This is a genomic window from Autumnicola psychrophila, from assembly GCF_031846645.1.
Lineage (GTDB): Bacteria > Bacteroidota > Bacteroidia > Flavobacteriales > Flavobacteriaceae > Autumnicola > Autumnicola psychrophila.
In genome coordinates this window covers 21,067-45,258 of record NZ_JAVRHN010000010.1, presented here as the reverse complement: position 1 = coordinate 45,258, position 24,192 = coordinate 21,067, and the positions used below count along the sequence as shown (strand labels likewise).

23 protein-coding genes and 2 tRNA genes are annotated in these 24,192 nt (G+C 38.5%); 6 read left to right on the top strand and 19 right to left on the bottom strand.

What is annotated here, in order from left to right:
• Position 1: 1 nt before the first annotated feature.
• Complete coding sequence (locus RM541_RS13305; protein ID WP_311500630.1) at positions 2-367, top strand: hypothetical protein; 366 nt, start codon at positions 2-4, stop codon at positions 365-367.
• 55 nt (positions 368-422) lie between these two features.
• Here the strand turns inward: RM541_RS13305 and RM541_RS13300 are convergent, their stop codons facing one another.
• From RM541_RS13300 to RM541_RS13270, 7 genes are all read right to left on the bottom strand, one after another.
• Positions 423-1,790 carry an RNA-binding domain-containing protein gene (locus tag RM541_RS13300; RefSeq protein WP_311500629.1) on the bottom strand — a complete coding sequence of 456 codons (1,368 nt, stop codon included), beginning with the start codon at positions 1,788-1,790 and terminating at the stop codon, positions 423-425.
• A 36-nt stretch (positions 1,791-1,826) separates the two neighbouring features.
• Positions 1,827-3,410: a type IV secretory system conjugative DNA transfer family protein gene (locus tag RM541_RS13295; protein ID WP_311500628.1), complete on the bottom strand. Its 1,584-nt coding sequence runs from the start codon at positions 3,408-3,410 to the stop codon at positions 1,827-1,829.
• Between the two features lie 9 nt (positions 3,411-3,419).
• Complete coding sequence (mobB, locus tag RM541_RS13290) at positions 3,420-4,451, bottom strand: MobB family relaxase (RefSeq protein ID WP_311500627.1); 1,032 nt, start codon at positions 4,449-4,451, stop codon at positions 3,420-3,422.
• Positions 4,452-4,462: 11 nt separating this feature from the next.
• Positions 4,463-4,843, bottom strand: coding sequence for a BfmA/BtgA family mobilization protein (locus RM541_RS13285; RefSeq protein ID WP_311500626.1), 381 nt, complete (start codon positions 4,841-4,843; stop codon positions 4,463-4,465).
• 432 nt (positions 4,844-5,275) lie between these two features.
• Positions 5,276-5,473 (bottom strand): hypothetical protein, encoded by a 198-nt coding sequence (locus tag RM541_RS13280; RefSeq protein ID WP_311500625.1) that lies wholly within the window; start codon positions 5,471-5,473, stop codon positions 5,276-5,278.
• Between the two features lie 22 nt (positions 5,474-5,495).
• Positions 5,496-5,876 carry a DUF6876 family protein gene (locus tag RM541_RS13275; RefSeq protein WP_311500624.1) on the bottom strand — a complete coding sequence of 127 codons (381 nt, stop codon included), beginning with the start codon at positions 5,874-5,876 and terminating at the stop codon, positions 5,496-5,498.
• Positions 5,877-5,951: 75 nt separating this feature from the next.
• Complete coding sequence (locus tag RM541_RS13270) at positions 5,952-6,308, bottom strand: single-stranded DNA-binding protein (protein WP_311500623.1); 357 nt, start codon at positions 6,306-6,308, stop codon at positions 5,952-5,954.
• 416 nt (positions 6,309-6,724) lie between these two features.
• Here RM541_RS13270 and RM541_RS13265 point away from each other — a divergent pair, with 416 nt between their 5' ends.
• On the top strand, positions 6,725-7,021 hold the full coding sequence (locus tag RM541_RS13265) for a hypothetical protein (RefSeq protein WP_311500622.1): 297 nt from the start codon (positions 6,725-6,727) through the stop codon (positions 7,019-7,021).
• 175 nt (positions 7,022-7,196) lie between these two features.
• Here the strand turns inward: RM541_RS13265 and RM541_RS13260 are convergent, their stop codons facing one another.
• The 5 genes from RM541_RS13260 to RM541_RS13240 all read right to left on the bottom strand — a co-directional run bounded on the left by RM541_RS13260 (position 7,197) and on the right by RM541_RS13240 (position 10,691).
• Complete coding sequence (locus RM541_RS13260) at positions 7,197-8,033, bottom strand: DUF932 domain-containing protein (RefSeq protein ID WP_311500621.1); 837 nt, start codon at positions 8,031-8,033, stop codon at positions 7,197-7,199.
• A 254-nt stretch (positions 8,034-8,287) separates the two neighbouring features.
• A complete protein-coding gene (locus tag RM541_RS13255; RefSeq protein ID WP_274971848.1) occupies positions 8,288-8,695 on the bottom strand; it encodes a hypothetical protein in 408 nt (135 codons plus the stop codon).
• Positions 8,696-9,042: 347 nt separating this feature from the next.
• Positions 9,043-10,296 (bottom strand): site-specific integrase, encoded by a 1,254-nt coding sequence (locus tag RM541_RS13250; protein ID WP_311500620.1) that lies wholly within the window; start codon positions 10,294-10,296, stop codon positions 9,043-9,045.
• A 227-nt stretch (positions 10,297-10,523) separates the two neighbouring features.
• Positions 10,524-10,598: transfer RNA gene (locus tag RM541_RS13245), tRNA-Pro, on the bottom strand.
• Between the two features lie 8 nt (positions 10,599-10,606).
• A tRNA-Ser gene (locus RM541_RS13240) sits at positions 10,607-10,691 on the bottom strand.
• Between the two features lie 342 nt (positions 10,692-11,033).
• Between RM541_RS13240 and RM541_RS13235 the strand changes: the two genes are divergently transcribed.
• The 3 genes from RM541_RS13235 to RM541_RS13225 all read left to right on the top strand — a co-directional run bounded on the left by RM541_RS13235 (position 11,034) and on the right by RM541_RS13225 (position 13,219).
• A complete protein-coding gene (locus tag RM541_RS13235) occupies positions 11,034-11,483 on the top strand; it encodes a hotdog family protein (protein WP_311500619.1) in 450 nt (149 codons plus the stop codon).
• A gap of 98 nt (positions 11,484-11,581) precedes the next feature.
• Complete coding sequence (locus RM541_RS13230) at positions 11,582-11,941, top strand: ApeI family dehydratase (protein WP_311500618.1); 360 nt, start codon at positions 11,582-11,584, stop codon at positions 11,939-11,941.
• A 75-nt stretch (positions 11,942-12,016) separates the two neighbouring features.
• On the top strand, positions 12,017-13,219 hold the full coding sequence (locus RM541_RS13225) for a DUF2062 domain-containing protein (protein WP_311500617.1): 1,203 nt from the start codon (positions 12,017-12,019) through the stop codon (positions 13,217-13,219).
• Positions 13,220-13,291: 72 nt separating this feature from the next.
• Here the strand turns inward: RM541_RS13225 and RM541_RS13220 are convergent, their stop codons facing one another.
• From RM541_RS13220 to tsaD, 6 genes are all read right to left on the bottom strand, one after another.
• On the bottom strand, positions 13,292-14,470 hold the full coding sequence (locus RM541_RS13220) for a class I SAM-dependent methyltransferase (protein WP_311500616.1): 1,179 nt from the start codon (positions 14,468-14,470) through the stop codon (positions 13,292-13,294).
• A gap of 10 nt (positions 14,471-14,480) precedes the next feature.
• Complete coding sequence (locus RM541_RS13215) at positions 14,481-15,569, bottom strand: AI-2E family transporter (RefSeq protein ID WP_311500615.1); 1,089 nt, start codon at positions 15,567-15,569, stop codon at positions 14,481-14,483.
• Positions 15,570-15,591: 22 nt separating this feature from the next.
• On the bottom strand, positions 15,592-16,104 hold the full coding sequence (locus RM541_RS13210; RefSeq protein ID WP_311500614.1) for a TrmH family RNA methyltransferase: 513 nt from the start codon (positions 16,102-16,104) through the stop codon (positions 15,592-15,594).
• Entirely contained in the window at positions 16,101-16,745 is a 645-nt protein-coding gene (locus tag RM541_RS13205) for a DUF4159 domain-containing protein (RefSeq protein WP_311500613.1), read from the bottom strand. The genes RM541_RS13210 and RM541_RS13205 overlap by 4 nt, the downstream gene beginning before the upstream one ends.
• 262 nt (positions 16,746-17,007) lie before the next feature.
• Positions 17,008-17,715 (bottom strand): 16S rRNA (uracil(1498)-N(3))-methyltransferase, encoded by a 708-nt coding sequence (locus RM541_RS13200; protein WP_311500612.1) that lies wholly within the window; start codon positions 17,713-17,715, stop codon positions 17,008-17,010.
• Positions 17,716-17,718: 3 nt separating this feature from the next.
• Positions 17,719-18,741, bottom strand: coding sequence for a tRNA (adenosine(37)-N6)-threonylcarbamoyltransferase complex transferase subunit TsaD (gene tsaD / locus RM541_RS13195; RefSeq protein ID WP_311500714.1), 1,023 nt, complete (start codon positions 18,739-18,741; stop codon positions 17,719-17,721).
• A gap of 100 nt (positions 18,742-18,841) precedes the next feature.
• Here tsaD and RM541_RS13190 point away from each other — a divergent pair, with 100 nt between their 5' ends.
• The gene (locus RM541_RS13190) at positions 18,842-23,242 is read left to right on the top strand and encodes a translocation/assembly module TamB domain-containing protein (RefSeq protein ID WP_311500611.1); all 4,401 of its coding nucleotides are present in this window, start codon (positions 18,842-18,844) and stop codon (positions 23,240-23,242) included.
• A gap of 84 nt (positions 23,243-23,326) precedes the next feature.
• Here RM541_RS13190 and RM541_RS13185 read toward each other — a convergent pair whose 3' ends face one another.
• Positions 23,327-23,674, bottom strand: a complete 348-nt coding sequence (locus RM541_RS13185; RefSeq protein ID WP_311500610.1) for a hypothetical protein — start codon at positions 23,672-23,674, stop codon at positions 23,327-23,329.
• Positions 23,675-24,192: the final 518 nt, after the last annotated feature.

Here is a 24,192-nt window from a genome sequence, read left to right as displayed (position 1 = left end):
TATGAAAAGAATAGCCGTTTTTTTGTCCGTAGTATTTTTTCTGTCTTGTGCAGGAAAACAGGATTTATCCCCCTCAGAAACTGCCAAAATCGTAGCCGAAAGTTTTTATCACGGTGATAAGACAACTTTAAAGGAATATACAACAGCATCTGGATATGCAAATCTTTCCAGTATACAAGAAATGTTTACTGAGGATAAAGATTCTGAATCCAATTTTCAGATAGTGGATAAAAAAACCGAAGGCGAGGTAGCCTGGGTTAAATATTCAACATCGTATGACCCGAAACCAGGTGTTTTTAAAATGGTCAAGGAAGATGCCCAATGGAAGGTCACCCATAATGGACCAAGGGATAAGGGACCGTTTTAAGTCAATTATCCATTGATCTTATAGGCAGGCAATATGAAAATAAGTTTTAATTATTTTAATCCCTTGCAACATTAACTTGCCAATAGCCTCTCGTCCCTTCCTTGCGTTCTAAAAATCCTTTATCCTTTATGGTGTTAATGTGCTTACCCACAGCAGATTCGTTGATACCCAGAGCTTCGGCTATTTCATTATAGGTAATGCCATTATTAGCTGCAATAAGCCTTAAAACTTCTTTTTGCCTTGTGGTAAGTTTTGGATTTTTATCAATTGCACTACCTATTTCACTACTTATTACACCACCTATTACACCACCTTCTTTAGCTTCAACTTGGGCACTATCTTTTACAGCATCTTCTTTAGTTGCAAATGTCATTCTTAGGAAGTTATCTGAAAAAATAAAATTCTCTTTTCCATAATGTTCCAAAATACGGGGAATGCCTGATCCCAATTGCTCCACCAGTTCCAAATCTTTGAAAATACGCATCAACTCCTTGTTTCTTGGTACTGAAAAACCTTCAAAAAATTCCTGTTTGCTTAGGCCTTCCGGTAGGCCGCCTGCCGAGGTGATTTCTATTCTGTCCGTAAATATCTCAAACTTTGGGGTAATTTCATTGGTGTAATTGTTGTGCACAAAGGCATTAATGATGGCTTCGCGCAAGGCAATAGGATTCCAAACGTTTGACTGCTGCCGTTCTTTTGCCGTGATTTTTGTGTTGGTTCTGTTCTCGACCGTAATTTTATCAATTACTTGTTTCGTAGCTTTTACCAGACATTCGTGGCCGTATTCATTGCTTTCTATCAGGTCGGTTCGATTGGTTCCTGAATATTTGGCGACTTTAATGGAAGTATTGTTTTTGTCGGCCAAAAGATAGGCGGCATAGTTGAAATCGCCATCATCTGTTAACAGTTCGAGATTTTTCGCAAAAGCTTTTCCCAGTTTATAACCGGATTCCTCGTAGTAAATTTTTAATTGGCCAAAACTCAAATCTTGTCGTCCGGCTTTGATCTTGCTTATGGAATCTCGGGTACGTTTGGCAAAGAGCTCGTCTATCATTTTTTGGGGCATCGGTTCCGCCGCCGAACCCAAACGGATAAAACAGCCCTTTTCCGACATCCCGTATTTTTTGAGGTGGTAGGGTTTTTCCGGGCCACTCGCTACAATAATCTTTAAGATGTCTTTTCCCTCTCTTTCTTCACTCACGATATCGAATAGTCCCAGAGCGGAAGGCCGGATGTTGTTCTTTATCTTGTCTTTTATTTTTAGCTGGTCACCATCGGCATCTGCCAAGCCGTATGTTCTGCCATTTTTGTCAATGCCGATATATAAAATTCCACCTTCACGATAATTCAGAAAAGCGACAACCTCTTTTTCCAATCCATCGGATAGTTCTCGTTGATATTCTATACGGTTGGTTTCGGTCATAAAAATCCTGATTTTAAGCCATAAAGATACTTATAATTAATTTTTAAATATAGACTTCGCCTCCGCATAAACCCGCTCAAAATTAGCCTCTAAATCAGCCAGGGTAATTTGCTTTGATTCCTCGGGAAGCGCTCTCTGAATCTTTTGTAATTTAAACTGTACCTTTTTATCCTTCCCATCGGCATAGGTGATAAACTCACCCTGTTTTAAGCGAAAGAAAACATCTGCCCTAATTTTTGGAATTTCCTTTTCTCCGGTGGTTATTCGGGTATCAAAATCAAGGTTATGACCACGACTCACGCTTTTGGTAGGGTCTTTAATAATCTCAAAAAAGCGTTCGTAATATTTGGCGGTGTCCGGGTCGTTGACCTTCCCAAAAAATTGATAGGAAAGATTGCTCAATATCGCCTTACTTGCTTTATCGCCGTACATCATGTCATTCTGGATCTTGTCCTGCATCACGTAAATAGTCGCTATATCATAACTCCGCAGCGTTGCCGGAATGCGGTGCATATTCAATAATCGAATAGTCGGCGCTTCCTCCATCAATAGGAACGATGGCTTGGAGTTCCGCACGCTCATTTGTTTTGTAATGGTATGGATAATTGTAGCGATTACAGGCGAATACGAAGTCTCAAACTTGGGATTATTCACTACAGAAAGCAAGCACGGATTTTCTGAATTATTAATATTGAGCGGCACTTCGTCTGCGGACAATGCCATAAAGATGCGTTGGGTGCTAATTCGCTTTAGCGCATTAGCCAAGGTACTTTTTACACCGGCGGTTTGTCGTTCCGAATCTTTCCCACTTATAAAAGCGTCTGCCATTGCCCGGGAAGTGGTATTGGTTTCCAAAAACTGGATAAGGCTGTCCGTGTCCAGATACTGATAAATGGCAATCAAATGGGGAAGAGTACAATATTCGGGATAGGATGTTTTCAGTTTCCATATCAAACCTCCAATCAATCCTTCCGCGGCATCATTAAAAAATTTGGTAGTTCCGCTCGTTCCGAATTCCCGTTGCTCTAATAGGTTTTCTATCAACACCCGGGAAACCTCGTTTACACTTTCCTCGTTATCTAAATAGCGTGGGGCAATGGGATTTACCCTGTGGATGATCTTATCAAAGGAAATGACCTTAAAAGGGATATTGCCATCCCTGAAGAGCGGATAGGCCATTTCGGTCAGCTCAAAATCTTTGTAGTCGTGAATGATCCCACAAAAGCCTTCTTTCTGGAAATGCTTTAAAAATCCATAAACCACGCTTTCGGTCTTCCCGCTTCCGGCAGATCCTATGATGGATGCCCCACGTTTTACATTTTCCAGTTTAAAGTTTCCTTTGGTTGTTGCAAAATTGACCCGATACTTGCGGTCGTCATTTTTGGGTACCTCGGTTTTGTGCAGAAAAACATAGAACCCTGTATTAATTAGCATCAGCGGACAAACCAGAACCAATGAAATTAAAATCAGTTCACTGCTGCCCGATTGATAGAACACCAAAGCCACGATCAAAGCCATATTTAAAATAAATGCATAACGCGTCATTCTGTACAGCATATAAAATAGCGTACTGCTTAAACCAATAATTAAAAGTGTAGTTGTAAGGTTGTCCAGTTGCATAACAAAGATTTAGATTCCGATGGAACTTGATTTGATTGCCACATCCACACCCTTACGCAGCTTATTGAAAATCTTTAGGGCAAGCTGTGCCTGATTGGTCGGTATGCTTGGTATTATCGGGATGTCCGTTTCCCGCATAAGTTTGAAAGCGATTGCCTTTCCATTGATGGGCAATTTCATCAACGATGCAAAATAGGTTTTAGGGTTTTTGATAAAATCCTTCCGGGCCTTGTAGGTTTCCGCAAAGTTCCGTTGGTAGCCAAAAGTCCTGTCAAAGGTCTTTTCTGCCTGGTCAAAAAACTGATCACGGTCAAAACCCCGTTTTACATTTTTACCGTGCATCTCGACTTCCGAGGCCTTATGCTTGCTGCCCGGTGAAAGGCTGAAGGTATTGGATGCATCCTTCCGGCTTACGATGATATGGATATGACTTTGGTTTCCTGCCTTTGGCATCCCCTGGACAATTCGTTTACCGTCTTGTTGGTGGGGAGCTTGGCGTTCCAAATTGGCGACTTCCCGTTCTCTTTTCTTAATGCTTCCTTCCATCGAGCCGTTTTCAATACTTCGGATTTCATTTTTCAGTTGAAGTATTTTGGTGGCAAAGGGTTGGTTTTCCCTAATCTGCCAATCCGTTCCCTTGAAGGTTCGTTGGTGTTCGATCTTTGCATAATATTTTATGTCATCAATAGTTACCGACCGGCCATTGATTTCCCGGTTGAAGGAATTGACGTAATCTTTCATCAACTCGCGGGTGTAATTTTTCAGATCTTCGCTGCTGTTCTGTAACCTGTTCAATTCATATTTGGAAGGGCTGACCGTAATCGAATAGAATTTCGGTTCGGTCTTTTTGAGTTTGGTACCATTTCCATCAATCTCTTTTACCACTTCCTCGGCCAAAATCCCTTCGCCGTATTGATTAAAAAAATGCTCCATATTTTTTTGTTCCAAACCTTGATTTTCTTTTTCCAAATAGCCAACAAAATCTGCCGAACTTTGGGAGTAATTCCCGCCTAATTTTTGAGGTGTGATCGTGATATACATAGCTCAAAATTTTACAGTTCGTTATTGAGATTTTGTTTTTCGCGGAAACGTACTTCTTTCTTTTCCTCCACAAATTTCTTCTCCAAGATCAGGGGTTTCCTTTTCGGTTCTTCGGTCTGAAAAAGGGATTCGATCATTGCCACGGTGGGTTTGGTTTGCGTCTTTTCCATATCCCTCATTATGGCGATTACCGCATTGATCCGTTTTTTTAGATTGGCCTCGATTGTCCTCCCGGTCGGGCCCAACCTTTCCCGTGGGGAGATCTCGTTGTAGAAGAAAAAATCGAGCATCGTGACCATTGCCTCGGTATGCGACTTGAAGTGTGCCTTTGAAAATTCCTGGAAACGTTTCGCCGTTTCCTTTTTGAATCTAATACCGATAAATGAGTCCATAATTCGCCGATTTGTCGCAAATCCTTCCCTAAAAATGGGCGTTCGCAGGGCATTTGTCGCAAATTGTAGAAGGTCGAAAATTTTAAAATTTTACAAATTACTGAATATCAGTTATTTGAAAATAAAAAGGAGTGCTTAACATCGCATCGCGTGTTACCCTCTTGCTACTCCTTTTCGTTCGCCACAGGCGAACAAAAATTCCGTACAATTTGGTCAAAAGCCAATTGCCAATTTCAAGGAAATAATTTCCTGTTATGTAATTTTTCGATGGGCAGGGTTATCGGCGAAAGTCAAAAAATGGATACCCCTACGTAATATTGAATGCTGAATTTCAGCGAAATAAAGATAAGGATTTTTATTGAATCGGTACAAACAGAATGAAAAAAGACCCTTGAAAAATTCAAAGGTCTTTCCGTTCATATTTGGCGGATCTCAAATATTAAATACATAGGTATAACTATAAAGGTTTCGCAATGTTTCTTCTTCAATCATCGTTTCAAAGTTGGTGCAATGTTCCTTTGCGTAGTTTTGAATATCATCGCCAAATTTTTGCTCAACGTCCCTTTTGGAACTTTCCAAAAGGCGTTCCTGGGCTTCCCCGTTCAGGTCTGAAAAATTTAAATAGATCATAATTTTTAGGTCTTTGAATGGGTTAATATTCGCTTGGTAACATCAACGTATTATCCACAAAAAATAACCGCAGTTCATCAAGCGGAAAATCCGTTATGCGATAGCCGTGTTTTCCATAGATGTTCCCATTTCCATCGCTGTAGGTAATTTCGGCTTCGTACCCTGAATAATCCTGATTTTCCTTGGACAACCTTTTAAAGTCGATGGTAATAAAGTAGCTTTTGTCCATTAAGGTTTTGGCAAATGCAGAAGTATCGGTTATCAACCAAAAACATTCCGCAGCTTCCGCCAAATATTTTAATCCATTGGTGTATCGGGTTCTTAATAGTGGGATTTGAAATATTGTTTCCGATCCGTGGAAGTGTTGCAATCCCTCTTTGATTTCTTTAACTTGTGCTTTCATTGTAATTTCTATTTAAGGAGCTAATAATGAAAAGAGGGCGCGACTTTCCACGGAAACGCCCTCTTTGATTTTAGATCAATCGACTGAATTATTGCCGTTGTTCGTTCCCAACAAAAGGATTTCGTTGGCTTCCACCTCGGTAACATAGCGTTTCACGCCCTCGTTGTCCTCATAGCTTCGGGATTTTAATTTCCCCGTTACCCCGATTTCCTTGCCCTTTCCGGCATACTTTTCGATAATTTCTGCGGTTTTTCCCCAGGCTACAATCGTGTGCCATTCTGTATTTTGGACTTTTTCGCCTTTACTGTTCTTGTAATACTCATTCGTGGCGAGTGAAAAACGGGCTACTTTCTTGCCGCTTTCAAGGTTCGTGATTTGTGGCTCTCCGCCAACGTTTCCGATTAACTGTACGTGATTTTTTAAAGTACTCATGATAAAAGAATTAAAGTTTAATTAAAATGCTACCTGAACCATTCAGGCAGTTACTTTTCTATTTTTTTTGAAGTGATTTACTTATTATATCCAGAGCGTTTTCCTTTTTTGTTTTTTTAGCCCCGCTTCCTTTTTGATGTTTTTTGTAAGATTTCATAAGGTTCGTTTTAGATTTACTTCCCATAGAGCCGTCCGCTGTTACCATTTTTTGTTGCTGATACATTTTCAAGAATTGGAATTAATAAGGACTTATAAAAAGGAGGCACGACTGGCTTATGCAGTCCGTTTAATTTCCAATTATTGGTATTTTGCTTACAAAAAAAGGTAGGGACAGCGGCGGTGCGGGAGTAGGTGTAAATGCTTTTGTGAAGTACCAAAACATAGGAAGCGGGACTAAATGATTAAATGGAATTCCGATGAAGCGGACTCCGTTCACGATTTCGTATTGGAATGGAGTGCGCTTCCCGGCAGCGCGGGAAGGGCAAACGAAATGGAAAGCAGAAATTGGGGATGGTGTCCATGACCTTTACAGGGAAGCTCTTTGCCCGGAATGCAGCTTTTCGCGAAATGGAGTGGCAATGTGCTCACCGGGTTACGAAAACCGGTTACTCTTGTTATGTAGGATTCAAAACGGACTTAACTTTAAAGATGTAGATTGGGAATGGAGCGTTCCTGCCTTTTTTCTGGCAGGGTCAGCGCAATGGAAATTGTAATCTTTGAAGTTGTGTCCAAGACCTTTGTAAGGAAGTGCTTTTCCCAGAATGGAGCTTTTTCTGCGGAATGTAGGGGAATGGGCTGAATGGGATTGTAAAGTCCCTTTTCAATTAAATTCTTATGCTGAAATAGAAATAATCCAGTTTGAAGGTACTGGATAAACCTTTAACTAAATTAAGCCATTTCATAAACAGCATCGAATAATTTTTTGTCCAGGCGTTCCTGTTGTGAAAAGCTTTTCTTCAATGTATTGTGAAGCATTTGGTTAAAAGCATTATAGCCTATCCATAAATTAGGTTCATCATTAAGTAACAACGCTTCATTATCCAGAATTTCAAGGATTTCACGGGATTTCTTTGAAGGATCATTGTTCTTATCACTACATTCATACCGGAACAATTTCGTCCTGTCCAAAATTGCCTTCACAAATTCTTTCGTGTCGATGATTTTAAATTCCCTCATTCTGTCGAACTTCTTTGTAATGGCGTAAAATTCATTATCCACGAATTTATCGAACAAATTGTTCAACCTTGGCATTATTAGGTCGGTATTGTTCTTACTGTGCTTGATGGCAAATTCAATCTCGGCTTGTGAAACGTGCAGGCCATTGGAGCATACCTGTCGGTAAAAACCAAAATGTCCAGATGTTTTTTCGCTCCCATCATAGGAATTCTTGAACCGTAGCATTGGCAATATCAAGTCTTTTTCGTTTTTGACCGAAAATTGGCTGTTGTCATCTATGATGAAGTCGGTAATAAATGACCTGTCATCCCTGTTGATTGTCCGTTTCTGATAATTCAGCTGTGCATCAGTCAACATTTCTTCAGCTCTTCTAAAGAACAATTCATTGGGTATGTGGCCATAGCTGTTCGATACCACATTGACGATCTTGCCATTGGAGATTATGGCATTTTCAAGTCCCCTTCGGGATTCCATCTGGGTCAGGCTTCTCAAAGACTTCATTTCTGATGGAACGAAGATTTCATCCTGCTGTAAATTTGATAAATACATAACATTTGATTTTAGTTAAACAATTAATATTTAAGCTATAACCAAACGGAAGATAAAATCTCAGCTCAAAAGGAAACGGAATAAATAGCGAGTGGGGGAGCGGCTTTATGCCGTAGTCTTTTGATGGGAGTATTTTACGGGTTTCCCTTTGCGCTGATATTGATTATATACTATTCACCTCTCTTTTGAATTTAAAGGATAAAAGAAAACCTACTCTTTTGGAGCAGGTTTCCTGTTTTAGGATTTGAAGTTTCCTAAAGTTCAAATTTTACAATTTGTTCTTCAATCTCGGACTTTCGTTCCTCCAAAGTGGACTGCAAGTGTGTTGTAACCAATTTGATAAGGTTCGTATTGGTCGTCTTAAATTCCAAATTGTGGGAGTCCCGGATGTAAAACGACGTAGAATCTCCTTGATTATAGTTGAACTTCGTCAACTCATTCAAGGTTTGGTTCAACCGTTCCCGTTGGGTGGCCAATCCTTTCAGTTTTTCAAAATTCTGGATTCGGTCATCCAGACTAATGGTAGTCTTTTTGGATACTACCGCTTTTTCTGTTGAAGCTGCTTTTCCGATAGCTTCATCGGTCAGCTTTTCCTGTACTTCCTTTTTAACGGATGCATTATCCTTTTTTGCAGTTCCGTTTTGTTTTACTGTTGTTGCCATGATTGTAAATTTTAAGTTAAACATTATTTTAATTGTTTTGGCAGCTTGTAAGGCAACGAGCAATACCAAAACAGGGCATCAACAGCCACGGCAAGGAAGGGGCAAGGTATGAGCGGTTATTTTTCGTAGAAAAATGTTCGGCATCCCGGAGGGTCTGGCCTTGACCAAGCGGTGGGTCGTGGCTACATTTGCCCACCGTTTGGTTTTGATTGCCTCAGCTGACCGGAACAAAAAATGAATTGACGCAGAAATTTATGGCTCAATAAAAAACCAAAATCTGCAAGGGATCAGACGAAAAAAATAAGAAACGACTGGATTAGAACCTAAAAGGTGCTTTCCAAATCGAATTATTGATAATGCACCCTTGTTTCGGCCTTGTCCGTGGTGTTTAATTTACTGCGCAACAAACGCATATCCGATGACACTTTTTGTTCGATAACCCTGGCATAGATTTGCGTTGTGGAAAGCTTCGTATGACCAAGTAATTTTGACACGGTCTCAATGGGCACCCCATTCGAAAGCGTAACGGTAGTTGCAAAAGTATGTCTTGCCGCGTGGAACGTAAGCTTCTTATTAATTTTCAGGATAGCAGCTACTTCCTTCAAATATTTATTAATTTTTTGATTGGAAAATACTGGCAGAAGTTTTTCTTGCTTGCTTTTAGGTTCTTGGTCATACTTTTTCAATATATCAAAAGCTTTATCCAAAATTGGAATTTTTACTGCTTCATCGTTCTTTTCCCTTTTTGTGAAAATCCAGTAATCCCCATCGATACCGCGCACAATATGGTCATCGCAGAGCACTTTTACATCAATATAGGACAGGCCGGTATAACAGGCAAAAATAAAAACATCCCTTGTTTTTCGGTGCTTTTCTAGGGAAAGCTGACTGGATTCCAAAACTTCAAGTTCCGATTGGGATAAAAATGCCCGTTGGTGCTTTTTGAATTTTAAGGAGAACCTTACAAAAGGGTCTTTCTCGATCCACTCCAACCGAAGGCCCAGGTTCATCATCTTTTTCAACCGCTCCAAATGTTTCATAACCCCATTATTTTTGAGGGGCTGGGAACGGTTTATGGATTTTCCATTACGAAGGAACTGCTCAAAATCAATGATGAATCTATAGGATAATTGTTTTAGGTAAACGTCATTGGTTTTTAGTTTGTTCTTTAAGTACCGTTTGATGTAGCGTTCGGTAGTGAAATAATTTTTCAACGTACCGGGTTTAAGTACCGAAACCATGTTCTCATTGTGGTAAGAAACCAGTTGAAGCAGTGTTTTGTGCTGTTCATCTTCCCCCAGGTACCGGGCTTTAATGACTTGCGCAGTAACGTATTTGGATTCGCCCAGAAGCTGTTTGTGACAGTCCAGTAAATCGGAGTAAACCTGGTCTAAATAGACGTTGAGGGCTTTCCCCTCAGAAGTTCTCGAATTTGCCCTTTTGGAACGGGTATTCCAATAGGTAACCGATGTGGATCGTTTTAAACTGATCTCGGCACGTTTTCCATCAACCGTGATGCGGGCATAAATGGGTGCCAAATCATCTTTTTTCTTGGCCATACTCAGCCAAAAATGAATGTTAAAAGTCTTTGAAGTTTGCATAAACCCTCGCTTTAAGTTAATAATCGATTTGTTTACGAAAGTCAAACCGAGGCGAAAGTCAAATCTATTGAATTACCAATGTAGTGAAAATTCTGGTAATAAATCAGGTAACCGAATAGGTAACCTTTCATTTGATAATAAAGCTAATCTTATGATTTCAATAAAAATGAAAATAACTGATTTTCATAAGATTAGCTATATTTTGGTGTCTATTGACACCGTAATTGTCGGGGTGGCAGGATTCGAACCTGCGGCCTCCTGCTCCCAAAGCAGGCGCGATAACCGGGCTACGCTACACCCCGAAAACTAGCGGAGAGTGTGAGATTCGAACTCACGCGACAATTGCTCGTCGACAGTTTAGCAAACTGCTCCATTAACCACTCTGGCAACTCTCCGTTAAATAATGAACTTGGTAATCGTTTTTGCGGATGCAAATGTAGCTTTTACATACATACCTTCCAAACCTTTTATTCCTTTTTTCTGAAGGATATTACTCCAAAAACTATAAAGTATTTTTAAACCCTTTGCCTTCAGAAAATTATGTGTAAAATTAATTTTCTTTTTTGATGTTGATCCTGGAGATAATCCTCATCTGCTTTAGCGAGTAGTGGATGCATTCTTAAAAGGATTTTGAGTTTTTTATTGAGAAAAAGCTGTAAAGGAGTTTTAAAATATTATCTTGAATATTTATTGAAAACAGACGTTCCGGGAACGTTCTCTAGCCTTTAGCGAAAACCATGACAGAAAACATACTACAAGAACCGATATTGGATGCTTCAAGAATTACACAACTTATTCCGCAAAAACCACCCTTTGTAATGGTGGATAGTTTGTATGAATACAGCCATCTCGCTGGAAAAATGGGATTCACCATTCCGGCTGATAACATTCTGGTTCAAGATGGTAAATTTTCAGAACCCGGTGTCATAGAACATATGGCCCAAAGTATGTCACTCCATAGAGGCTATAGAGGGTTTCTTGCGGGACTGGAAAAGCCGGAAACCGGTTTTATTGGTTCAATAAAATCTGTTGAAGTTCTAATCCTGCCCAAGATTGGTACCCGACTTACAACTTATGTAGACATTCAACATGAAATCAAGAATGTCACAATGGTCACCGCGAGAACAGAGGATGAAAAGGGGAACATTATAGCCACCTCAGATATGCGGACAGTGACAGTAATTTGAAATCTGAAGGTGCTATTAATCCTTAGAATTCTCCTTAAGAACTGAGATAATCTTATATTTTCTGCTTATTTTTATTTAACCGTTATACAATAGCTAAAATGCTTTTAAAAGATTTTTATTCGGTAGTTCAAACCACCAAGAAAGATGGACATTTTTTTACTGAAATTAAAATCAGGAAAGACCACGAACTTTATCAGGGGCATTTTCCCGACCGTCCGGTGACACCCGGAGTTATTCTAATGCAGATGTTCAAAGAGGAACTGGAGCGGCAAACAGGGAGGGAATTAAAGTTTTCAAAAGCAAATAATGTAAAGTTTATGGCTGTTGTAGATCCCAATGTAGATGATATTTTAATTTTGGAATCTGAAATTGAAGAAGTCGGTAAAGCCATCATTTTAAGAGGAAATGCCCGAAACAATGGTTGTCTGGCATTGAAAATCAATGCGACCTATAATTAGTTTTAACTTTCTGGAAAAGTTTTATTCACTTTCTGTTTTAAATAAAATTTTTGACCTCTTTTTAAAGCTAATATTTTGAGTAAATCGCCTATATACCAATCCAGGTTCATCAAATTTAACTGTTGTGTCCTGGTTCCAACCTATAACAATGCCGGATCTCTGGCTAGTGTCCTTCAGGATCTTTTGGTATATACAGAAAATATAGTAGTGGTAAATGATGGTTCCACAGATGATACCCGAGATATCTTAACCGGATTTTCTGATCTGGAAATCCTGCATTTCAAGGAAAATAGAGGAAAAGGAGTGGCCCTTAACAGAGGATTTAAATTTGCTCAGGAACTGGGTTATGAATATGCTATAACAATAGATAGCGATGGGCAACATTATCCCGATGATCTGGATATCTTCTTAACCGAGCTGGAAAACAGGCAACCCGGAGACCAGGAATTACTTCTTGTTGGAGATAGAAATATGGGACGCGATGATATACCGGGGAAAAGCTCAACGGGTAATAAATTTTCTAACTTTTGGTTTCTTGTAGTTACTGGCACTCAGCTTAGTGATACGCAAAGCGGGTATAGGCTATACCCCTTAAATGTGGTGAAAAACATTCGGTTTTATACCCGTAAATTCGAATTTGAAATTGAGATTATTGTAAAATCGGCATGGAGGAATGTAGAGGTAAAGAACATCCCTATAAAGGTTTTTTACGAAGAAAACAGGGTGACACACTTTCGGCCTTTCTGGGACATTACACGTATTACATTGCTTTACATGTGGTTTGTACTGGTAAGCTTCTTTTATATACATCCACGCAACAAATATCAGGACTTTAAAAAGAAAGGGTTTAAGAGATTCTGGAAAGAAGATATTGTAAAGAGTCAGGAACCAGCACACAAAAAAGCTGCAGCCATAGCATTAGGTGTTTTTATTGGAATTTCGCCCTTCTGGGGCTTACATACACTCCTGGTTTTTTCCCTGGGCGCTTTTTTTAGGTTGAATAAAGTAATTGCCTTTTTGTTTTCAAACATCAGTATTCCGCCGCTTATTCCTTTTATTATTTACGGAAGTTATCAGATGGGTTCTTTTATTTCTGGTAATGGTTTCGACTGGAAACTCAGTATGGAAAATTTCGATTCTTCGGCTGAAATTTTTCAGAGTCTCGGGCTATATATTCTGGGAAGTTTTGTTTTAGCAGGATTATTTGCGCTGGTACTATGGGTTGTATTCTACTTCCTTTTTTCTTATTCTGAACAAAAACACGTTGTGAAGAGTTAGCGTTCTACTTATTACCGAAAATGTGGAAATTTAAGTGATCACTTTTCTGCTGAAAGTTCTATGAAGATGTTTTTAAATCTTGCGGGATCTTATCACAATATTTTCATTATCCAAATTGGTTGTAAAAAACAAGTAGTCCCTACCACCATCTTTTATCTGAAATTTTTTTCGTATTTCTGAAACCGATTCAGGAAAATTTCTGGTGGTTATATTCGCTTTCTCACCTTTAAACTCTTTCTTCAGGTTCTTTTTATTAAATTGCTTAACATCAATTATTTGAAATATTCTTCCTGGAAAATCTTTTTCTTCATCAGAAGTAAATAGGTGGGAGTTTGGATGTAACTTTTCAGTCTGTGTTTGCCGGCCAAGTTCCGCAAACAATCCGCTTTTCATGATTGCGGGATTAGGTTCATAAATAAATTTTCGCGGCAGGGAGTATTTCAGATCTGCGACTTCTGTTCCTCGAATATTTTCAAAAACCTGATCTCCTTTTTTCTGAAAATTTATAGTCTTAATTCTAATTTCAGAAGTGGAATTTTTCTTCAATATCCACAGCAATTCTTTTACTTCGTTTTCTACGGAAACAATATGGATTTCCACTACATTTTGAAGTTCTTCAAGACCTGCCTTTAAATCGAGTAGGGGAGACGTTTTGATAAGGATATTGTCTGTTCGTGAGAAAAGTAACTCAAGATGCTTCGGAACATCAGGAAGGCAATCCTGAAGCCTGAAAACCTTGCCGCCCTTATTATCACGTCTCGCAGGATCTATAAATATCCAGTCAGATTCAGAAGAGTTTTTTTCTAAATATGTTATTCCATTCCCTGTAACCACCTCAATATTTTCTGCACCTAACTTTTTAAAATTATGAGAGGCAATTTCAGCTAATTCTGTGTTCATTTCGCAGTAAATCACTTCCCTAAGGGTTTTTGTAAAGCAATAGGTGTCTACCCCAAATCCTCCGGTAATATCGATTAGCCGCTCTCCATTTATTATTTCAGCTTTATATATTGCTGTTTTTTCTGAAGAAGTCTGCTCAAGATTTAATTTTGGAGGGAATAAAATTTCCGGTGCATTAAACCAGGTAGGCAACTTTTTTTCCGAAGTTTTTAAGCTCTTTATTTGTACAGCAAGCTCCTGAACCGTGATCTCGGGAAAAGGACTTCCTTTAAGAATTAACTTTGAGAGATCTGAATTTCGGTTCTCCTGAATAAAATCCTGAACATCTTTGCGTAATAAATTTGTGTTCAAAATTAGTATTTTAAAGGTCCCGAGTTAGTCTCTTTACAATTTTGTATTCACTTAAAGATTCTTTTGCAATTACTTTTAAAGCGGTATAAAATGGAACGGCAACCACCATCCCGGTAATTCCAAAAAGTAATCCGGCAATTAAAATAATAAGAAAAATCTCAAGTGGATGCGAGCGTACACTAGCTCCAAAAATCATGGGCTGTGATATAAAATTATCGATCAACTGGCAAATTCCATAACCCAGCATCACATACATTAGCCGTGGTAGAATTATCACTGTAAAATCAGCTCCTAAATTACTTGATATTACAAAAAGAGCTATCAGAATTCCCGCAAATAAAGGACCTAAATAAGGAACCAGGTTTAGTGTGGCGCAAATAAAAGCGATAGCAATAGGATTTCTTATTTCAAAGACACTTAGGAGGATAGTATAAAGGATAAACAATACACTTACCTGCATGGTAAGACCCACAAAGTAGCGCGATAATAAAATTTTAATCTTATTAAATACTCTTTGAAATTTTCCCTCATTCCCCTGATTCGCAAAAACAAGGATGCTGTTAATCATTAATTTACTATCCTTTAACAGGAAAAATGAAATAAAAATTATGGAGAATATAGCGATAAGGGCAGCTCCAAGGATTCCGAAAACGTTGTTTAAAAACTTTGGAATTGCAGTAATATCAAAATTTCTTACAAATTCACTTTGCTTCAGTCCTTCTATGATATTTATTTCTTCCACACCCAGGTAAGTATTAATCTGGGTATTAAGGTCATTTAAATCAGTCCTAAAGGCTTCCATGTCTATTTGTCCCAAATGCTGACTCTGTTCTATGACAATTGGAACAAATACAAAAACAACTCCGGTAAAGAAAGAAAGTACCAACAAAAGCACCAGGATTACAGCCAGCTGGTTGGGAATTTTTAGCTTTTGCTTTAAAAAAATAACCACCGGCCGTCCAATAAGGGAAATCACACCTGCAATAGCAATATATACTAAAACCGACTGGATTTCATATAAGAAATATAGTAGTAATATGATTCCCAGCATAATACCGGTAGCACGTAAGATTCCGTAAGAAAGTTCCTTTGCGTTCACAGCGTAAATATATTATTTTAATTTAAAGCTGAATGCTTTTTCTGATTTCATAAAGGGCAATAGCTGTTGCCTGGGCTACATTCATACTGCTATTGTTCCCAAACATCTCAATATGAAAAACTTTGTTGCAAAGGGAAAGTATTTCCTCCTGTATGCCATTAGCTTCATTCCCTATTACCAGCGATATTTTTGAAAATTCAGAAAAGTCTATGGATTCTATTGCGACACTTTCCGCTGTAATTTCTAAGGCAAAAGGAATATAAGACTCATCCTTGTATTTTTCAACAGCTTCTTTTGTCTGCTCAAAAACTTCAAACCGCACATATTCGTGTGTATTTCTGGCTGTTCGTTTTAACCTGTTACTGGTAAGGTTCGGAAAGTTTCCGCAGAATATTACTTTTTCTATTCCAAAGGCATCGGCCAGTCTAAAAATACTGCCGATATTGGCCTCTCCTGAAACATTATCGAGGATTAGGATTATAGGGCATTCTCTTTTATTAAACCTGGACTGCTGGTGTGAGAGTTGTTTTTTCAATTTTCAAACGCGTATTTTAAGATATTCGCTCCCATTCGTAAAGCCTTTAGCCGTACTTCTTCAGGATCATTATGAATTTCGGGATTTTCCCAGCCGTCTCCCAGGTCACTTTCATAGGTAAACAGACAAACCAACCGATCATTTTCAAAAAGACCGAAGGCCTGTGGCGGCTTATTATCATGTTCATGAATCTTGGGCAAACCGTTTGGAAATTTATAGGAGGTACTAAAAATGGGATGATCGGCAGAGAGTTCAGTTAATGCTTTCTCCGGAAAAACCTTCTTCAGTTCTTTCCTGATATATTCATTCATCCCGTAATTGTCATCAATATGAAGAAAACCGCCACTTAAAAGATATTTTCTCAAATTTTCTACCTCTTCATCATTAAAAAAGACATTTCCGTGACCGGTCATATGAATATATGGATACTGGAAGATATCTGCAGCGCCTGGAGTTACCGTTTCTGGCTTTTTTTCTATTGCAGTGTTGATATTTTTGTTGCTGAATTCAATAAGATTGGGCAGGGCAGTGGGGTTTGAATACCAGTCACCGCCGCCACTGTATTTTAAGACTGCAATTTTCTGAGCTAATAAAGGAGCACTGCAAAAAATGGCAATTATCAGTAAAGATATTTTTTTCATCTTATTAAAATTCGATTAAACTGAAGTAGCACTGTAACTCCTGCAAGGTTTTTATAACCTTGTAGGTTCCTTTTTCATGCCTACAAAATCGAAAAGAGACTTTGCAGGAAAACACAATCTCTTAAGCTCGTAAATTAAAAAAAAATATTTCTGCTAATATAATGCCGATAATTGGCATTTTCAAGAGGTGGCTAAATTTACAGTTTTCGGCAAATAGGTGCTACAATGGAAGTGAAAATAAAATTTCGATTCTAAAGTAAAATTATTCCTGATTTGCCAGCGCAAACGTGTGGCAGGCAACAATAGCAGCGGTTTCGGTTCTTAAGCGGCTGTCACCCAGGCTTACTGGCTGCCAGTTCTGTTCCAGGGCTTTTTCTATTTCTTCTGAAGAGAAATCCCCTTCAGGACCAATAAGCATAACCGACTTTGATTTCGGTTTTATGCTGTTTTTTAGCAAATATCGCTCTTTATCATCTTCGCAATGGGCAATAAACCGATCTCCTTCAGTATGAGCACTTAAAAATTCAGAAAAAGTTAGTGGCTCATTAAGTTTGGGAATTCTAAAATGGAGGGATTGCTTCATCGCACTTTGTAAAACCCGCTCAAAGCGATTCAGTTTAACAACTTTACGTTCGCTGTGGTCGCAAATAATCGGGGTGATTTCGTGAACCCCGATTTCTGTCGCTTTTTCCAGGAACCATTCAAAACGATCATTCATTTTTGTGGGAGCCACAGCCATATGCAGGTAATAAGGAGCAGACTCTTCAGTTTTTACTTCAAGAACTTTGGCAAGCGCCTGATTTCCGGTTTGAATGAGTTCTACCGTAAATAAAAAACCTTTTCCGTTTGTTACTTCCAGCACATCACCTTCTTTTTTCCGTAGAACTTTCGCGATGTGTTTACTTTCATCCTTCGGAAAGATGACCTGTGTATCTTTTTCCTGTAATTCGGGATGATAAAATAATTGCATAAACTAAAATTTGTATCGCGCCTGTGCGGTGGTGGAAAAATCTGAAAAATCCTTCTTTAAAAACTTATAATGACCTGCAATGGCGATCATCGCTGCATTATCTGTAGTATATTCAAACTTCGGAATAAAAGTAGTCCAGCCGTATTTTGTTTCTGCTTCCTTGAGGGCGTTTCTTATTCCGCTATTAGCTGAAACCCCGCCGCCTATAGCGATTTGTTTTATTCCGGTTTCTTTTACGGCAAGTTTAAGCTTATCCATTAAAATGGCAATTATCGTGCTCTGGATAGAGGCGCAGATATCCTTCAGGTTTTCCTCTATAAAATTAGGATTTTCCTTTGTTTGCTTCTGAATAAAATAAAGCACAGCAGTTTTAAATCCGCTAAAGCTAAAATCAAGCCCTTTAACCTTCGGTTTTGGAAATTTAAAAGCTTTTGGATTACCTTCTTTGGCATATTTGTCAATTAACGGACCGCCGGGATAAGGTAAGCCCATAATTTTTGCACTTTTATCAAAAGCTTCTCCAACGGCATCGTCTGTTGTTGTTCCAATAACTTCCATTTCAAAATAATCTGAAACTTTTACAATCTGGGTATGTCCACCGCTAATGGTAAGGGCAAGGAATGGAAAAGTCGGCTTTTCAAAACCATCTTCTTCAATAAAATGAGCCAGAATATGCGCCTGCATATGGTTGATTTCGATTAACGGAATACGAAGTCCCATCGCCAGCGATTTTGCAAAAGAAGTGCCTACAAGAAGGGAACCCAATAATCCGGGACCACGTGTAAAAGCGATTGCAGATAGCGCATTTTTGTCGATATTTGCCTTTTTAAGAGCCTGATGAATAACAGGAACAATGTTTTGTTGATGGGCTCTGGATGCAAGTTCTGGCACTACACCGCCGTATTGCTGGTGAACCTCCTGGGTGGCGACAATATTTGAGAGAATCCTGCCGTTACACAATACGGCTGCAGCGGTATCATCACAAGAAGATTCTATGGCGAGTATGTAAATATTTTGTTCTGTCATTGCGGGCAAATGGGCATAGAAGTTGTTAATTTTGTACAAAGTTAAAACATAAAAGCATATCAAAAAATTCTGGAAAATATTAAAAAAAATAGTAGTTGGGTTGCTTTTATTTTTTATCCTTTTATTGATCTTATTTTCCATTCCTGCCGTACAAACTTCTGTAGCAAAAAAAATCACCAGCTCGCTAAGGGAAAACAGTGACATAAATGCATCTATTGATCGTGTAAGCCTTACTTATTTTGGGAATGTGAAAATTAATGGCATTTTCGTGGAGGATCATCATCAGGATACTTTACTTACTGCCGGGGAGGTCAGGACCTCTATTCTTAGCTTTAGAAACCTTTTTAATAATAGTCCTTCTTTTGGGAACACTGTGGTTCGTGATCTAAGGCTGAATATGAAGCGATACGAAGGGGAGGAAAGGGATAACCTGTCGTTGCTTTTATCGAAACTTAAAAAGGAACCTACCGGCGAACCTTCTGCTTTTGAATTAAATGTGGATGATATTCAGATTTTGAATAGTCATTTTAGCTATTGGGATGAAAATTTGGAAAATCCTGATATTCTGATTTTTGATGACCTCACAATTTTTGCTGAAGATTTAAATATTGATGGTGATATAATTGCCGTGGATATTACCGGATTAACTGCTGAAGAAGCCCGTGGTTTAAGCATCAGCAATTTAACCACCTCTTTTTTATATAGTTCAACCGGCATGCAATTGGAGGAACTTGTACTTGAAACAACTGAATCCAAAATTCAGGGAAACCTGGTTTTTGAATATACACCCGAGCAATTTTCCAATTTTGTGAACGAGGTGCAGGTTACAGCAGATTTTTCTGAATCTATGATTTCAAGTGATGACCTGAAGGTTTTTTATGATGGGTTTGGAACAGATCAATTACTTATTTTCAATACAATCCTTAATGGAACCCTTAACGATTTCAATTTAATTGATCTTCAGCTTAAGGGGATGGACAGAAGTGCTGTAGATGGGGACTTTGTTGTGCAGGGAATTTTTCCACAGGAAACTACCAATTTTCAGATAAGCGGTGAATTTAGTCAGTTTAATTCCAATTATTACGACCTCGTTAATTTGCTTCCGCAGGCGCTATTGGGAAAATTACCGGAAACGCTCCGGGATTTCGGAAATGTCCGTATGCAAGGAAACGCCTTATTAACAGGTAATTCCCTGGATGCAGATGTGATTATTAATACTCAGCTAGGCTCTGCCGATGCAGATTTTGTGCTTAGGAATTTTGATAATACCAGGACGGCAAATTATAAAGGCAATCTTATTTTCAGGGACTTTAATATAGGACGCCTTGTTAATAACCCCACCCTGGGTAAAACAAGTTTTAATCTGGATGTTGATGGAAAAGGTTTTGATGCAGAAAGTATAAACGCACAGTTGCGTGGTGCCATTTCTGAAATCAATTATAATAATTATACCTACAAAGACATAAGAGTGATTGGAAATCTCAGGAATCCTGTCTTTAACGGTAACCTGGTTTCCAATGATCCTAATCTTAGAATGGAATTTAACGGACTCGCAGATATTTCTCAGGATATCAACGTATATGATTTCGAGGCTGCTGTGAATTATGCCGATTTAAATGCTCTCAATTTTGTTACCCGTGACAGCGTTTCTGTTTTTAAAGGAGATGTAATTATGAACATGAAAGGTACTACTATAGATAATGCCTTCGGAAGCATTTTGCTGCTTAACACCTCTTACCAGAATCAAAACGATCTCTATTATTTTGAAGATTTTAGTATCGTCTCATCATTTGAAGGTGAAGAACGTACCATCGCCATTAATTCACCAGATGTAATTAGTGGTCAGGTAGAAGGTGTTTTTCAATTACGGGAAGTCGGCGCACTTTTTGAAAATTCCCTGGGTAGCATTTATACCAATTATCAACCAAGGACGATTACTACTAACCAGTATATGGAATTTGACTTTGATATTTACAGTCAGATTGTAGAAATATTTTATCCCGAAATTCGTGTTGCTCCAAATACCTTTCTTCGCGGAAGGGTAGAATCTGATGAATCGGAATTCAAACTCAATTTCCGTTCTCCAGAAATTGAAGCATTTGACAATTTAATGGAAGATATAAACCTTCGGGTAGATAATACCAATCCTATTTACAATACTTTTTTTGAAGCTGACAGTGTATCCACAGGTTTCTACAATTTTTCTGAATTCAGCTTTATAAATGTAACGCAGCGTGACACTTTATTTATAAGGTCAGAATTCCAGGGGGGTAAAAATAATTCTGATTTTTTTAATATTAACCTTTACCATACTATTAACGAGGAAAATAAATCTGTGGTCGGCATACAACGATCCGATCTCACTTTTAAAGATAATCTTTGGTATATTAATGAAGAAGGAAACAAAAGCAATAAAATTGTTTTTGAGAACAACCTAAGAAATATTGTGATAGATTCTTTGGTGATGAGCCATGCTGATGAAGAAATACGACTTGGCGGGGTAATGCGCGATAGTACGTACAAAGACTTTCGCATGGAATTTGACGATGTCGATATTGGTAAAATAACGCCGGTCATTGATAACCTCGACCTGGCAGGAAGATTAAACGGAAGACTGGATTTACTTCAGGAAAACGGTGCGTACTATCCAAATACTTCTTTAAAAATTGACTCGCTCAATATCAACGAAAATTTACTCGGAAATCTTTTAATAGATGTAGAAGGAAATGAGAACCTTACCAGTTATACCATTAACGCCAATCTAAAAAACAAGGATTTTGAATCTCTCAATGCAATTGGTAGCATTAACGTTAGTGGCAGCCAACCTACAATAGATCTGGAGGTTGAGCTTGATGATCTAAACATGGCAGCTTTTAGTCCATTAGGAGGAGAAGCTATAAGCAATATTCGTGGAAAAGTTTCCGGAAATGCCAGGGTAGTGGGGAATTATAAGAATCCCGAATTTGGGGGGCAGCTACTTATGGATAATGCAGGCCTGAGCATCCCATATTTGAATGTCGATTACGATTTTGATGATCAATCTGTGGTAAACCTGACACAGCAACAATTCGATTTTGATAACATAGGTTTAACCGATACCAAGTTTGATACTCGTGGTATATTGGACGGAAATATTTCTCATAAGAACTTTTCTGAATGGTTTCTGAATCTGGGAGTTACTACAAACAGGCTTTTAGTACTGGACACTGACGCCGAAGAGGATGCGCTTTACTACGGAACTGCTTTTATAAGCGGCGACGCATCTATCGAAGGCCCTACAGACGAATTATTGATAAACGTTAATGCCACGACAGAACGTGGTACTGTTTTTAAAATACCTTTAAGCGACACAGAATCTGTTGGGGACAATTCCTATATCCATTTTTTAAGTCCCGAAGAAAAAGCAGCAAAACAAGCCGGAAGAGAAGTTGTCTTACCTGAAGTAAAAGGAATTGAAATGGTTTTTGATCTTGACGTAACCAACGATGCTGAAGTGGAAGTGGTGGTAGATCAAACCAGCGGAAGTACTTTACGAGGTCGGGGTGCAGGTAACTTATTATTGGAAATTAATACCAATGGGAAATTTAACATGTGGGGAGATTTTATTGCTTACGAAGGAGTCTACAATTTTAAATACGCAGGACTGGTCCAAAAAGTCTTTAGAGTTCAACCTGGTGGAAATATTAACTGGAATGGAAATCCTGTACAGGCAGAGCTGGATGTGAGTGCTGTTTACGAACTAGACGCCAACCCTTCAGTTCTTCTGGAGAATCCTTCAGTTAACCGGAAAATTCCGGTAGAAGTAATTATTAATCTTCAGGGGCAGTTGGCCCAACCGGACATCACTTTTGATATAGGTTTTCCTAATGCCAGTTCAGTAGTGCGTTCAGAATTAGAGTATAGGATAGACGACCGGGCGAGTAAAGAATTGCAGGCGCTCTTTTTGGTAACTCAGGGCTCATTTTACAGTGAGTTCGGTCTTCGGCAAAATGCTATTACGGGTACACTGGCAGAACGTGCGTCGAGTATTGTAAACGATATTTTTGCCGATGAAGATGGAAAATTCCAGGTGGGAGTAAACTATCAACAGGGTGATCGTACGCCAGACCAGCAAACTGTAGATCGTTTTGGTCTTACACTTTCAACACAAATAAGTGACAGGGTATTAATAAATGGCCAGGTGGGTGTTCCTATAGGTGGGGTGACGGAATCTTACATTATTGGGGATGTGGAAATCGACTTTCTGTTAAATGAAGATGGAAGCCTTAGGGCAAAGGTTTTTAACCGTGAAAATAATATCCAGTTTATAGGTGAAGAAATTGGATTTACACAAGGAGTGGGCTTATCCTATTCAGTCGATTTTGACACTTTTAAAGAGTTGATAAGAAAGATCACTGATGCTGAACTAGCTAAAGCAGAGGCGCGTAAAGAAGAGGAGGAGGAAACCCGGGAATCTATCGCCCCGGATTATATCAATTTTCCGGAAAATGGCCAGAATTAAAAGCGCAAATAAAAATAAAAGAGGAACGCGATACATTTCGCGTTCCTCTTCAATTAGAAAATCTTCCCAGACTTTCTAAACTTTTTAAACTTCCCTTAGTTCTTTCTGTACTTCAAGCTTCCTGAAACTAAGGCTGAAGTTTTTAAGTAGGAAATTTGCCCTTTTTCTGGAAACACCCATTCTTAAAAAGTGGGTTAGCAAACATTCTTTTACGCAGGTTTTTACCTCGCCTCTTTTTATACAATGCGATGAGATACGTGTGAAGACGTGATCATATTCTGAAAAAATTTTTGTTGTCACATCCAGGATAATATTTTCTTCGAAATACCTGGCGGAGAAATAATAGTCGAAGTGAATTTCGTTAGCACCTTTAAAGATAGGCTTGGGACTTTGAGGTAGGTAAAGAAAACCCGTGGTTGGTTTGTATAACATAAGGCTGAAGATTTTGGTTGCTGTCCAAAAGGATTCTTAAATATAGTAAATTACTTTTTTATTTTGGGTTTTTAACATTCACATTTACAATAAGTTAACACGATGTTAAAGTATCTGGTGAAAAGAGTACTAATGGACAAAACTTAGATTCCACGTAAGAGGCTAATAAAAAAGGGGGACAATCCATTATGAGATGCCCCCTGTTTAGTCTTTTATATCTCCCCAAATACAAAAGACCTTTAAAATTTTAATTTCCCTTGTATAACATCAACTCATATGAGGTGTAAGTTTCATTTATATTTATAGAGAGGGTCAAAAGTCTTGTGCATGATAATTCTTACCACGATGATTAATCTCTCTTACAAATTAAAAACAAACCTGTGAAGTTCATATATCTCAAAAGAAAATATAAGTAACACAATAACAATAATTTAAGTAGGTATAAATTCTTACGATTAATTATTTTTTTAAGGAAATTTCTTACAGATGTCAACTTTTGCTCTTTTTCAGAACATATT